The organism is Micromonospora sp. KC207, from assembly GCF_004348615.1.
Lineage (GTDB): Bacteria > Actinomycetota > Actinomycetes > Mycobacteriales > Micromonosporaceae > Micromonospora.
Genome location: NZ_SMKJ01000216.1, coordinates 1 through 12,751 on the forward strand (window position 1 = coordinate 1; position 12,751 = coordinate 12,751).

At 74.7% G+C, this 12,751-nt stretch carries 11 protein-coding genes and 1 riboswitch; of the genes, 6 read left to right on the forward strand and 5 right to left on the reverse strand.

What is annotated here, in order from left to right:
* Positions 1 to 371: 371 nt before the first annotated feature.
* On the forward strand, positions 372 to 734 hold the full coding sequence (locus tag E1258_RS23275) for an STAS domain-containing protein (protein WP_007072364.1): 363 nt from the start codon (positions 372 to 374) through the stop codon (positions 732 to 734).
* Positions 735 to 818: 84 nt separating this feature from the next.
* A complete protein-coding gene (locus E1258_RS23280) occupies positions 819 to 1,268 on the forward strand; it encodes an SRPBCC family protein (protein ID WP_132404873.1) in 450 nt (149 codons plus the stop codon).
* A gap of 44 nt (positions 1,269 to 1,312) precedes the next feature.
* On the opposite strand, the gene E1258_RS23285 is transcribed toward E1258_RS23280, so the two are convergent.
* The 5 genes from E1258_RS23285 to E1258_RS23305 form a co-directional block, all read right to left on the reverse strand.
* Positions 1,313 to 2,383: a hypothetical protein gene (locus tag E1258_RS23285; protein ID WP_132404875.1), complete on the reverse strand. Its 1,071-nt coding sequence runs from the start codon at positions 2,381 to 2,383 to the stop codon at positions 1,313 to 1,315.
* Positions 2,384 to 2,387: 4 nt separating this feature from the next.
* A riboswitch (cyclic di-AMP (ydaO/yuaA leader) is annotated at positions 2,388 to 2,517 on the reverse strand.
* 152 nt (positions 2,518 to 2,669) lie between these two features.
* Positions 2,670 to 3,587, reverse strand: a complete 918-nt coding sequence (locus tag E1258_RS23290) for a cation diffusion facilitator family transporter (RefSeq protein WP_132404877.1) — start codon at positions 3,585 to 3,587, stop codon at positions 2,670 to 2,672.
* Between the two features lie 106 nt (positions 3,588 to 3,693).
* A complete protein-coding gene (locus tag E1258_RS23295; RefSeq protein WP_132404879.1) occupies positions 3,694 to 5,811 on the reverse strand; it encodes an AAA family ATPase in 2,118 nt (705 codons plus the stop codon).
* Positions 5,812 to 5,967: 156 nt separating this feature from the next.
* Positions 5,968 to 6,891, reverse strand: coding sequence for an alpha/beta fold hydrolase (locus E1258_RS23300; protein ID WP_132404881.1), 924 nt, complete (start codon positions 6,889 to 6,891; stop codon positions 5,968 to 5,970).
* A gap of 266 nt (positions 6,892 to 7,157) precedes the next feature.
* Positions 7,158 to 7,487 (reverse strand): hypothetical protein, encoded by a 330-nt coding sequence (locus E1258_RS23305; protein WP_007072358.1) that lies wholly within the window; start codon positions 7,485 to 7,487, stop codon positions 7,158 to 7,160.
* Positions 7,488 to 7,809: 322 nt separating this feature from the next.
* Here E1258_RS23305 and E1258_RS23310 point away from each other — a divergent pair, with 322 nt between their 5' ends.
* The 4 genes from E1258_RS23310 to E1258_RS23325 form a co-directional block, all read left to right on the forward strand.
* Positions 7,810 to 8,301 (forward strand): DUF3145 domain-containing protein, encoded by a 492-nt coding sequence (locus E1258_RS23310; protein ID WP_043966937.1) that lies wholly within the window; start codon positions 7,810 to 7,812, stop codon positions 8,299 to 8,301.
* A gap of 34 nt (positions 8,302 to 8,335) precedes the next feature.
* Entirely contained in the window at positions 8,336 to 10,072 is a 1,737-nt protein-coding gene (locus E1258_RS23315) for a glycoside hydrolase family 3 protein (RefSeq protein WP_132404883.1), read from the forward strand.
* Positions 10,073 to 10,189: 117 nt separating this feature from the next.
* Positions 10,190 to 11,194, forward strand: coding sequence for a glycosyltransferase family 2 protein (locus tag E1258_RS23320; RefSeq protein WP_256371028.1), 1,005 nt, complete (start codon positions 10,190 to 10,192; stop codon positions 11,192 to 11,194).
* Positions 11,191 to 12,751: hypothetical protein (locus E1258_RS23325; RefSeq protein WP_207919679.1), on the forward strand; the 1,561-nt coding region annotated here is incomplete at its 3' end. The genes E1258_RS23320 and E1258_RS23325, both read left to right, overlap by 4 nt.

Sequence of the window (12,751 nt, forward strand, 5' to 3'; positions counted from 1 at the left end):
ATGCTAGGCGGGGCGGGCAACTGTGCCGGGTCCGGCGGGCGACGGCCGCGTTACGGCCGGCCGGGCCCGGGTGGCCGGTCGGGTGAACCCGGACAGCATCGCAGGGCGCGGGACGGGCCCGGGTGGGCCACGCCGGGGTGCGGGTGCACACGAAGGTCGCAGCGGACCGCTACCCTGGGTCGGCGACATCGGCCCCCGGGCCGGTCGGGTGGCAAACAGGATTGATTAGTCCGGATAAGGGCAACGTGAATTGCCCTGATCCACGAATTGCTCATCCCGAGGGGTGGCGACCGAGGCCATCGGAGGAATACTCTCGGTCGCGGCCCGCGTACTGATGAGGCGCCCGTGAACGGGCGAGTGGAGGTGCTCGCGTGAGCCTGTCGATCGTGAAGTCGGTTCTGTCCGGTGGTGTCGTCGAGATCGCCCCGCGCGGTGAGATCGACGTCGACACCGCGTACGAGGTGCGTGAAGCCATCGCCGAGGTGCTCGCCAAGGGGCGGCCCGCCCGCATCGAGCTGAACATGCGCCTCGTCACCTTCATCGACTCTGTCGGCATCAGTGCGATGGTGGCCGGCTTCCAGACCGCCGAGGTCAGCGGCGTGAAGCTGGTCGTCACCGAGCCGAGCCGGTTCGTGCACCGGCAGCTCTGGGTGACCGGCCTGCTCGGCCTCTTCGGCGCCCCGGAGCCCTACTACGCCGGCACCGCCACCCCCGAGGTGCTGCCGGGAGCCTGACCGCCACCGGCGCCCCGGCCCTCGCGTGCGGGCTCGTGCCGATGAGCCCTTCCCTCGTGCCCTCGGGTGGGGGACGATCGAGGGATGCTCCGGCGGGACAGCTTTCAGTACTCCGTTCAGGCCCGCTGCCCGCGTGCCGAGGCGGTGGCGCTGCTCGGCGACCCCGCCCGGCAGACCGAGCTGCATCCGCTGATCACGCGGGTGCGCCGGCTGCCGCCCCGGCCTGGGTCCCTGGCCAGCTACGCGATCACCGACCAGCTCGCCGCCGGTCCGCTGCGCTTTGGCGTGACGTACCAGGCGGACGTGCTGGTGGTGACCGACGACGAGATCGTCACGGTGGCCCGACAGCGGCCTGCCACTACGGTGCGTAACCGAACCCGGCTGCGTGACGAGCCGGGCGGCATCGTCCGCGTCGACGTGGAGATCACCCTGGCCGCCCCGGCGCCGCTGTTCCCGTACGCCTTCCGGCAGGCCCGCTCCGCGCACCTCGGGCTGGCCCGGCGGCTGGGCGAGGTGCTGGGCCGGGCGGCGTAACGCCCCGGCGGCCCGTCGAAGCGGGAAGGCCGCCGGGGCGCGGGTCAGATCACCGACAGGTGCACGTGGTTGGTGTGGTCGCTTGACGGGTCCCCGTTTCCGCCGCTGTACGCCTTCCAGCCGCTGCTGGGCAGCCAGATCTGCTTGAACCAGATCACGTACAGCACGGCGAGCCGGTCGGCGTTGCGGACGTAGTACGCCGCGAGGTTGTTGCCGTAGGTGCGGTCCCCGCCGGTGGCCACGCCGCCGAAGCCGCCCTTCTGCGCGGCGAAGTCGCAGGCCCGGCCCTTGGGGTGCTCGCCGGAGCCGCCGGGGCGGTAGCAGGAGACGTACCGGGTGAAGCCGGCGGCCTTGGCCTGGTTGAGCGCGTGCAGGGTGCGCGGGGTGATGCAGCCGTTGGCCGGGGTGGGGTCGTTGACGCTGCACGACTCCGCCGGCCAGGAGCCGTCGGCGTTGCGCTTCGCGGGGGTGGCGTTCGCGCTGGAGGTGCCGCCCGGGCTGGACCCGCCGCTGCTGCTGGCCTTGTTGTTGGCCACGGTGAGTGCCCGCTCGGCTTGCTCCTTGCGCTTGCCCATCAGCGCGACCTGCTTGCGCTGCTCGCGGATCTCGCCGTCGATCCCCTGCCGGGTCTTGGTCGCCTCGTCCCGGGTCGCCAGCAGCTCGCGCAGCGCGCGGTCCTCTTTGGTGGCGACCGCGTCGAGCGCGGCGGCCCGGTCCAGGAAGCCTTCGGGGGAGTTGCTGTTGAGCAGCGCGGAGGCGGCGGTGAGGCGTCCCTTCTTGTACGCCACGCCGGCGATCTCGCCGACCTTGGCGCCGCGGGTGACCAGCTCGGCCTCGACCGCCTTGAGCTGGCCGCCGAGCTGCTTTTGCCGCTTCACCGAGCGGTCGAGGGCGGTCTTGGCCTCCAGGTACCCCTTGCTGGCCGCCTCGAGCTGGGCGCGCAGGGCGGGGGTGCCGCCCTCCTCGTCGTCGCCGGGAGCGGCGGCGAGCAGGCCGACGGGCGGTGCGGCCCCGGCCGGCGCCACCGGCGCGATCCCGAGGCCGACGGCGAGCGTCAGCACCAGTGCCGCCGCCACCCGGGCGGCGATCCGTCCTACAGGTGCCACTACTGGCATGTGCGTGTCCTTCCGTCAGCCGCCGACCGGGTTAGCTGACGGGTTCGGGACGGAAGATCCCTACCGCTCAGGCGGATGCACCCCACGAACGTGGTTCCCCGGCTCGCCCGAAGGCGATTAGGCGGCGGCCACCGCAGGCGCCGGAGGGCGCCGCCCGGCGGAGGCCGGGACCGAGCCTACCGGTGCCGGTGGGACCAGCGCTGCGTCCGTGACGGAGGGTACGCGGACGAAACCGCTTAAATCAGGCAAATGACTACAAAAGCCGTGAAAATTGTTGGCGTCGGCCCTACCAGCCGGCTGGCCCACAGCCGTCGCAGGACGCTCCCGGCTCGACCTGCAAGGTGGCGTGCTCGATGCGGAAGTCCTCGTGCAGGGCGGTGCGGGCGGCGGTCAGCACCGCGCCGACCTCCGCTCCGGGCGCCATGGTCAGGTGGGCCGAGGCGACCTCCATGCCGGAGGTCAGCGTCCAGACGTGCAGGTCGTGCACCTCGACCACGCCGGGCACCGCGGCCAGCCGGTCGTGCACTGCGGTCACCTGGAGGTGCTCCGGCGCGGCCTGGACCAGGATGCGCACCGCGGCCCGCCCGAGCCGCCAGGTGCGGGGCAGGATGAACACGCCGATCGCGACGGCCACCGCCGGGTCCGCCCACGACCAGCCGGTGACCATGATCAGTGCTGCCGCCCCGATCACCCCGACCGAGCCGAGCAGGTCGCCCAGCACCTCCAGGTACGCCCCGCGCAGGTTGAGGCTCTGCTTCGCCCCGCTGCGCAGCAGGGCGAACACGGCGACGTTGGCGAGCAGGCCCAGCACCGCCACCGCGAGCATCGGGCCGGTGGTCACCGCGGGCGGGTCGCCGAAGCGGCGGGCGGCCTCGACGAGAACGTAGACGGCGACGCCGCTGAGCAGCAGGGCGTTGCCGAGTGCGGCGAGCACCTCCAGCCGGTAGAGCCCGAACGTGCGCTGCGGGTCGGCGGTGGCCCGGCGGGTGGCGGTGATCGCGGCGAGCGCCATGCCGATGCCGAGCACGTCGGTGAACATGTGCCCGGCGTCGGAGAGCAGCGCCAGCGAGCCGGTGTCGAGCGCGGTGGCCGTCTCGATGATCATCAGCACGGCGAGCAGCGTGAACGCTGCCCAAAGCCGCCCCGAATGGCGGTCCGAGGCGTTCGCCGCCGTACCGTGGTGGTGGTCATGACCTGCGCCCACGCCCACACCCTCCGTCCGCGACTCGAGCCCGATCCAACCTATGCTCACATTGCTATGTATGCAAATGGTGGGTGGCGGCCGGGGCCGGTGAGCGGCCGGGCCCCGATCAGCCCGCCGGATCGATCGTGACGAGGCGCTGGGTGGCCCGGGACAACGCCACGTACAGCGTCCGCACGCCGGAACCCGGGTCGGCCCGGATAGCGCCCGGAGCGACCAGCACCACCCCGTCGTACTCCATGCCCTTGGCCTCGAGGCTGGTCACCACCTGAAGGCGCGGCGCGGCCCGGCCGGCCAGCCAGCCGGCCACCTCGTCCCGACGCGGCACCGGCGTGATCACCCCGACCGTGCCCTCCACCTCGCCGAGCAGGTCGACGACCGCCGCGACGGTGGCCGCCTCCAGCTCCGTCGCCGGCACGGTCAGCGCGACCGGGGCCACGCCGGTGGACCGCACCGCCCGGGGCAGCGTCAGGTCCGGGTAGAGCCGGCGGATCTCCGCCGCCGCCACCGCGAAGATCTCCGCCGAGTTGCGGTAGTTGGTGGTCAGCTCGAACTGGTGCCGGCGTCGCCGGCCCAGCGCCGCGTCCCGGGCCCGGGTCAACTCCTGCGGGTCCCCCGTCCACGCGGTCTGCGCCGGGTCGCCCACCACCGTCCAGGACGCCAGCCGGCCGCGCCGGCCGATCATCCGCCACTGCATCGGCGAGACGTCCTGCGCCTCGTCGACCACCACGTGCGCGTAGTCGCGGTAGTCCTCGGGCCGCTCCCGGGCCGCCTCCCGGGCCGCCCGCTGCCGGTCGGCGCGCGTGCTCAGCTCCCGCACGCCCCCGGCGAGCTGGAACGGGTCCCGCTTCGCCCGCCTCGGCTGCACCGGCTTGCCCAGCAGCGCGTCCAGCTCGTCGAGCAGGGCGATGTCGGCGATCGTGAGCCCCTCGACGTCCAGCGCCCGGTACGCGTCGGCGAGCAGGCCGACCTCCGCCCGGGACAGGACCCCGGCGGCGTACCGGCGCAGCCGGTCGGGGCGGGCCAGCCAGCCCAGCACGTGCCGGGGGTGCAGGCGCGGCCACCACGCCTTGAGGAACTCCCGGAACTCGGGCCGCTCGGCGATTTCGTCCTCGAACGCGCGCTGCTCCGGCAGCCGGCCGATGTTCAGCCGGCGGGCCTGCGCCCACAGCGCCGCGAACACCCCGTCGAAGCCCGCCCGGCGCGACTCGTTACGGCGGGCCCCCCGGCTCAGCGCCCGGTCCCGGATGCCGTCGAGCTCCCGGCGGTCCAGCCGCAGCAGCTCACCCCGGTAGAGCAGGCGCAGCTCGCCCGGCCCGCCCGGCACCGCGTCCCGCACCGCCCGCTCCAGCACCCGGCGCATCCGCAGCGACCCCTTCACCGCCGCCACCTCGGGCGGGTCGGTGCGCATCGCGCTCATCCCCGCAAACAGCGAGCCGAGCGAGTGCAGCGTCGCCGCCTCCTCGCCCAGCGACGGCAGCACCGAGGCGATGTACTCCACGAACACCGCCGACGGGCCGACGACCAGGATGCCGCCGCCGGCGTACCGGCTGCGGTCGGAGTAGAGCAGGTACGCCGCCCGGTGCAGGGCCACCGCCGTCTTGCCCGTCCCCGGGCCCCCGGAGACGATCGTGACCCCGGAGGCGGGGGAGCGGATCGCCTCGTCCTGCTCCCGCTGGATCGTGGCCACGATGTCCCGCATCCCCCGCCCGGTTGCCCGGGACAGGGTGGCCAGCAGCCCGCCGTCGCCCACCACCGCCATGTCCGGCGGGGCCGCCGCCGGGTCCAGCAGGTCGTCCTCGATCCGGGTCACCCGCTCCGCCGACGAGGAGATGGTGCGCCTGCGCACCACCCCCAGCGGCTGCGCGGGGGTCGCCTGGTAGAAGGCGGCGGCGGCCGGGGCCCGCCAGTCCACCACGAGAGTCTCGGCGTCCTCGCCGCGCACCCCGAGCCGCCCGACGTGCAGCACCTGCCCCTCCCGCAGGTCCAGCCGGCCGAAGACCAGCCCCTCGTGCTCGGCGTCGAGCACGTGCCGGCGTTGGGCGGCGTGGAAGACCATCGCGTCCCGCTCGACGAGCGCTCCGAAGTTGCCCACCCGGGCCAGGCGGTAGCCGTCCTTCTCGGCTTGGGCGGCCAGGCGGCGCAGTTCGGCGAGGCGGGCGTACACCCGGTCGAGATGCCGCTGCTCGGCGGTCATCTCCTGCTCCAGGGTGGTGCGGTCGATCAACGTACGGCTCCTCGCAGACGGCGGCGGCCACGCCAGGGGCGCGGGCGGCGCGCCGGGGTGACCGGGTGAGGGTACGGCCAGCGGCCGACGGGTTCGCGGGGCCATGCCGCTGCCGCGATCCACCCCACGTCGGCAGGCCGTCGACCGTGCCACTGTTCAGCCCGGCAGAAGCCCGCTCCGCGCGCCCGCCAGCGCCCGACCCAGCACGCCGGCCAGGGCCGCGTTCACCTGCTCGGGCCGCTCCATCATCAGCATGTGCCCGGCACCCGGGCAGACCGTCAGCTCGGTCGCCGGCAGGGCCGCCGCGATCGACTCGGCGCACGGCGGCGGGGTGAGCCGGTCCCGGTCCCCGACCAGCGCCGCCGCCGGCAGGTGGGCCAGCGCGGCGAGGGTGTCCAGCCGGTGCTGGGCCCCGATCGAGGCCCGGAACCCGCCGATCGAGCGCAGCGTGGCCCGGGCCACCGCCGAGGTGACCAGCCGGAGGTCGGTCGGGTCGCAGTGGTCGCCGAAGAGCATCCAGCGGATGCTGGGTCGCAGGGCGCGCAGCAGCGCCCGGGGCGGACGCCACGCGCCGCAGCGGGCCAGCACCCCGGCGCCGGTGGTCTCGGCCAGCCGGATCAGCCGGGCGATGCGAGGGGAGAGGCCGTACACGGTGTGGGTGTGCCCCTCGGCGGTGGTCGAGACGAACACCAGCCCTGCCGCGCGGGCAGCGAAGTGGCCGGGGTGCCGGTGCGCGTACTCCATGATCGTCATGCCGCCCATGGAGTGCCCGACCAGGACCACCGGCCCGGCCGGGGCGACGGCGTCGAGCACGGCGGCCAGGTCGTCGCCGAGTTGGGCCAGGGTGGCGGTGCGCAGCGCCATACAGCCGGACCGGCCGTGCCCCCGGGCGTCGTACGTGACCACCCGGACCCGGTCGCCGAACCGCTCGCGCAGCTCGGCCTGCTGGCGGTGCCAGCTCCGCCCGTCCAGCGTCCAGCCGTGCAGCAGGACCGCGGTGACCTCGGCGTCGGGCGGCCCGGACGCCGCCACGTGCAGGTGCACGTCGTCTTCGAGCCGCACCTCGACGTGTTCCGGCATCGCCGCCTCCCCCTGGGCCGCCACGGAAACTTCATTGCCGGGTGACCCGGCGGTAACACCGGCTACCCGCCATGACACCACGCCAACCATCTGTAAGGAAGGGCCCTTTGTTGCGCCTGCGGTAGAGAAGGGTCCCCTTCTCACCTTCCCGTGCCTGGTGAGGCGGGCGGAGACGGCGAAGCCCGGTGGGGGGCGGGCAGAGACGGCGAACCGCCCGCCGGGTGGCCCGGCGGGCGGTTCGGGTGTCGCAGGTGTCGCGGGCGGGCTCAGCCGCCGAAGACGCCGGCCTCGGCGAGGCGCTTCTCGGTGGCGTCCCAGCCGTGGTCCGGGTGCGCGGCGGCGAGGTTGTTCAGCTCGGCCCGGATCTTGGCGGCGTGACCGGCGGCGGCCAGCACCCGGATCTCCTCGACGAAGGCCTCGGAGTCGGTGCGCAGGTGCGCGGTCTTGCCGTTGGTCAGATTCCGCACGTAGGCGTGCTTGCCGCCGTTGAGCGGGATGACGTACTTGAACTCGCCCAGCACGCTGAGGGCCCCACCCTGGCCAGCCTGGCCGGCCCGGACTGACGCGCGCGCGGTCTTAGAGGTGTTGCTCGCCACGGAGGTACTCCTTGGAGACGTACGGGAGGACGGGAACGTCCGGGGGCTGTGACGGGTGACGCTCGGGAAGAGCCTCGGCCCGCCGAAGATGTGCGCGGCACAAGCCGCCGAGAAAACTGTACACGACCACGATGCCTGGCTGGTCACCGCGACTGTCGGAGAGCACAACCGTGGCCGCCGGCCCGGCATTCCGCCCCGTCCGGGCGGCGAATTTTCCGATTCTCTGGCGCACCATCCGTCCCACCAGTCATCATGTGTTCCAACAGCCACTCGGGTGTCGAGGTCGTAGGGGAAGACGCACCTCGCTCTCCGGGAGGTCACCGTGCCAACGCGTGGCGTCGTATACGTCCACTCGACCCCGCTCGCCGTGTGCTCACACGTCGAGTGGGCGATCGCGCGCGTCCTCGCCGCGCCGGTCAACCTGCAGTGGACGGCCCAGCCCGTCGACCCCGGCGCCCGCCGCGCCGAGTGCGGGTGGACCGGTCGCCCGGGGACGGGCGCCGAGCTGGCTGCTGCCCTCCGGCAGTGGCCCATGATCCGTTTCGAGGTGACCGAGGAACCGAGCGCCGGCGTCGACGGCGAACGCTTCATGTACGTCCCGGGGCGCGGCCTGTTCCGGGCCACCGTCGGCGCGGCCGGCGACATCCAGCTCGGCGAGGACCGGCTGCGCGGCATCATGGCCGCCGCGCGGGCCCCCGAGGCGCTGGCCCACGCGCTCGACAAGGCGCTCGGCACCGCCTGGGACGCCGAGCTGGAGCCCTACCGGTACGCCGGCGACGGCGCCCCGGTGACGCTGCTCACCCGGGTCGGCTGAACCGAGTTGCCCCGATAAGGGGTGAACTGGTGGGATGGACCGCGTGTCGAATTCCTCGCGACGTGCCGGCGTCGCGCTCGCCGCCCTGACCGCCGTGCTCCTCACCGGATGCACGGGGGAGCCGGACCGGCCCCGTCCCGCCCCGTCGGCCAGCGCCGCCGCGGCCGGCCCGACCCCGTCGGGCGCACCGACCGCGACCGCCGACCCGGCCGCCCGCGCCGCCGCCCTGGTCGGCACCCTCGCCGACGAGGACCTGGTGGGCCAGGTCCTGATGCCCTACGCGTACGGCGACAACGCGACGAAGGTCTCCACCGGCTCCGCCGCCGGCAACCGGGCCCTCGCCGGGGTCGACACCCCGGCGGAGATGGTGGCGAGGTACCGGCTGGGCGGGCTCATCCTGGTCGGCTTCAGCGCCGACGACCCGACCGCCGGCAACCAGGAGACCACCAACGTCGACAACCCGAAGCAGGTTCGCGAGCTGACCACCGGCCTGCGCGACGCCGCCGGCAAGCTGGCCGCGGGCGCGGCGCCGCTGCTGATCGGCACCGACCAGGAGTACGGGGTGGTCACCCGGATCACCGACGGGGTCACCCTGCTGCCCAGCCCGCTGGCTGCCGGTGCGGCCGGCGACCCGGCGCTGACCGAGGCCGCCTGGCGGTCCGCCGGCGCCGAGCTGGCCGCGATGGGGATCAACCTGGACTTCGCCCCGGTCGCCGACGTGCTCGTCACCCGCAGCACCGTGATCGGCTCCCGGTCGTTCGGCGCGGACCCGAAGCGGGCCTCGGCCCAGGTGGCCGGCGCGGTGCGGGGGTTGCAGGGCGCCGGGGTGGCAGCCAGCGTCAAGCACTTCCCGGGGCACGGGCTCAGCGCCGTCGACTCGCACCAGGACCTCCCGGTGATCGGCCAGAGCCGGAAGGTGCTGGACTCCACGGCGTTCCCGCCGTTCTCCGCCGGCATCGACGCCGGGGCCCTCGCGGTGATGTCGGCCCACCTCGATGTCACCGCCATCGACCCGGGCACCCCGGCGACCTTCTCCCACAAGATCCTCACCGACGTGCTGCGCGGCCAGCTCGGCTTCAAGGGTGTGGTGATCACCGACGGCATGAACATGCCCCCCGCCAAGCGCTGGTCGCCGGGGGAGGCGGCGGTGCGGGCGCTCAAGGCCGGCAACGACCTGATCCTGATGCCCCCCAACGTCACCCAGGCGTACGACGGGCTGCTCGCCGCGCTGCGCGACGGCTCGCTGCCCCGGGCCCGGCTGGTCGAGGCGGTGACCCGGGTGCTGACCATGAAGTTCACCCTGGCCGGCGCGCCCGCCCCGGAGATGTCCACCCTGAACAGCCCGGAGCACCGCCGCGCCGCCGCGGCACTCGCGGCCGGAGCGGTCACCGTGCTGCGCGGCTCCTGCACGTCCGGGGTCCGCGCCCCGGTCACCGTCACCTCCTCCGGCGGCCGGGAGAAGACCCGGAACCTGCTGACCGGTGCGCTGACCGCCGCCGGGGTCGAGGTGGTCCCGAGCGGCGGCACCCGGGTGCACCTCGTCGGGTACGGCGACGGCACCGGCGACCTCGACGCGAACGCGGCGGTGACCGTCGCGATGGACACCCCGTACCTGCTGGCGAAGGCGAAGTCGCCGACGTTGCTGGCGACGTACTCCTCCAGCGCCGCGTCGATGACCGCCCTGGCCGACGTGCTCGCCGGCCGGGCCCGCCCGACCGGCCGGTCCCCGGTGCCGGTCCCCGGTTTACCCGCGACGACCTGCGGGAACTGACCTGCGGCCGGGGCACAGTCCGGCGGTCGCGGGTCGACGCGCGGGGGCCTGCCGGCACCGGCCCGGCTGGTAGCGTTCGGCTGTCCGAGCGCCGCAGACGAGACGGAGGCCCGCCCCGTGACGCGACCGGAGCCGGCACTGTCCGTCGTGGTCCCGATGTTCAACGAGGAGAGCGTGCTGCCGCTGTTCGCCCGGCGGCTGCGGGCCGTCCTCGACGCCCTCGGCGAGCCGTACGAGGTGCTGGTGGTCGACGACGGCAGCACCGACGGCACCCCCGCCGGCCTGGCCGGGCTACGCGCCCGCTGGCCGCAGCTACGGCTGTTGCGGTTGCGCCGCAACAGCGGTCACCAGGCGGCCCTGCTCGCCGGGGTGCTGCGGGCCCGGGGCCGGTACGTGGTCAGCCTCGACGCCGACCTCCAGGACCCGCCCGAGACCGTCGCCGAGATGCTCCGCCGGGCCCGCGCCGACGGCCTCGACATCGTCTACGGGGTGCGCGCCGACCGCAGCCGGGACACCCGCTTCAAGCGGTGGACCGCCGCCGGCTACTACCGGCTGGTGCGCCGGCTGGTCGGCAAGCAGGTGCCCGCCCAGGCCGGTGACTTCCGGCTGCTCAGCCGGGCGGCCGTGGAGGCGCTGCGCGAGCTGCCCGAGCGCAGTCCCGTGCTGCGGCTGGTGGTGCCCTGGCTCGGCTTCCCCAGCGGGGAGGTCACCTACCAGCGCGAGGAACGCGCCGCCGGCCGGACGAAGTACCCGCTGTCCCGGATGGTAGGGCTCGCCGCCGAGAGCGTCACCAGCTTCTCCGCCGCGCCGCTGCGGGTGGCCACCTGGCTCGGGCTGCTCGGGGTGACGGTGTGCGGGGTGCTGGTGGTGGTCGCCGTCGCCGCCTGGCTGGGCGGCTCCACGGTCACCGGCTGGCCCTCGCTGTACCTGGCGATCCTCTTCCTCGGCGCGGTGCAACTGCTCTGCCTCGGCCTGCTCGGCGAGTACGTGGCCCGGATCTACACGGCCGTACAGGGCCGCCCGGCGTACTTCGTGGCCAGCGACACCGCCGAGCCCGGCGCGGCAGACGCCGACGGGCCGGCGACCGGCGGCGCGGCCGAGCTGGCCGACAGCCTCCGGTGACCGCGCTCGCCACCGGCGGCGCCGACCCGACCGGCCCCCGCCGCCGCGCGGACGACGCCGCGCCGGGCCCCGCGACCGCCGACGAGCCGGGCGACCGGATCGTGGGCAGCGGGCCCTTCAGGTGGTCCACAGCCCTGCGGTACGCCCCGGCCGCCGCCGGCTACGCCGTCGTCGCCGCCGTGCTGCTCGCCACCGGGACCCCCGTGCCCGACCTGGCCCGCTGGACCGGGTACGCCCTGCTGGCCGTGCTGCTCCCCGGCACGCTGGTGTTCCGCGCGCTGCGCCGCCGGCCGCACACCCTGGTCGAGGACCTGGCGTTCGGCGCGGCCGTCGGCCTGGTGCTGGAGCTGGCCGGGTGGGCGGCGTTCACCGCCGCCGGCCTGCCCCACCTGCTGTGGCTGTGGCCCCTGGCGGTGCTCGTGCCGTTCGCCGCCGTGCCCCGGCTGCGCCGGCACTGGCGCGCCACCGGCCACGTCCCGGTGCCGACCGGCTGGGCCTGGTCCCTCGCGGGGGTCGTCGTCGGCTTCACCCTCTACCTGTACGAGTCGTTCCTGCGGGTCAACCCGGTGCTGCCCACCGACGAGGGGCAGGCGCAGTACATCGACCTCGCGTTCCAGCTCTCCCTCGCCGGGGCGGCCACCCACCAGGTCCCGCTCGACGTGCCGCAGGTCGCCGGGGAACCCCTGCACTACCACTGGTTCGGCTTCGCCCACCTCGCGGCGGGCAGCCTGGTCAGCGGCGTGGATTTGCCGACCGTCTTCTTCCGGCTGGGCGTGCCGACGCTCTGTGCGCTCGCCGCCGTGCTGGTCGCGGTCGTCGGCTGGCGGGTCACCGGCCGGGCGTACGCGGGGGTGGCCGCCGCCGCGCTGATGTTCACCGTCGGCGAGTTCGGCTACGAGAACGGGGTACGCCAGCTCTTCGGCACCCAGGCCACGTTCATCGTCTGGGGCAGCCCGTCGATGACGTACAGCTGGGTGTTGCTCCTGCCGCTGGTGGCCGCGCTCGGTGAGCTGGTCGGCCGGGCCCGGGGCTCGGCGGTGCCGGCGCTGGGTCGCGGCGCGTGGGTGCTCGCGGCGCTGTTCCTGGCCGCCTCCACGGGGGCGAAGGCCAGCTCGGTGCCGGTGGTGCTGGCCGCGCTGGCGTTCACCGCGGCGGTGTCGCTGGCGTTCCGTCGCACCCTGCCCCGGGCGGTGCTGGCGGCGGCCGGGCTGACGCTGGCCGCGCAGCTCTTCGCCACCGCCGTGCTGTTCGCGTTCGAGAGCCACGGGGTGACCGTCGACCCGTTCTCGGGGCTGCGCCCGTACGTCGGGACCGGTCGCCCGGCGGGAACGACCGCGCTGCTGTGGGCGGCGGTGTTCGTCGCGTTCCTGCTGAGCCTCCAGCTCCGGCTGGCCGGGGTGCTGGCGCTGCTGCGGCTGCGCCGGTGGCGGCTGGAGCCGGTGCAGGTGTTCCTGCTCGGCGGGGCGCTCGCCGGCCCGGCGGCCTACCTGCTGGTGGGGCACCCGGGCAGCAGTAACCAGTACTTCACCCGGGCCGGGTTCGCGTTCGGGGTGATCC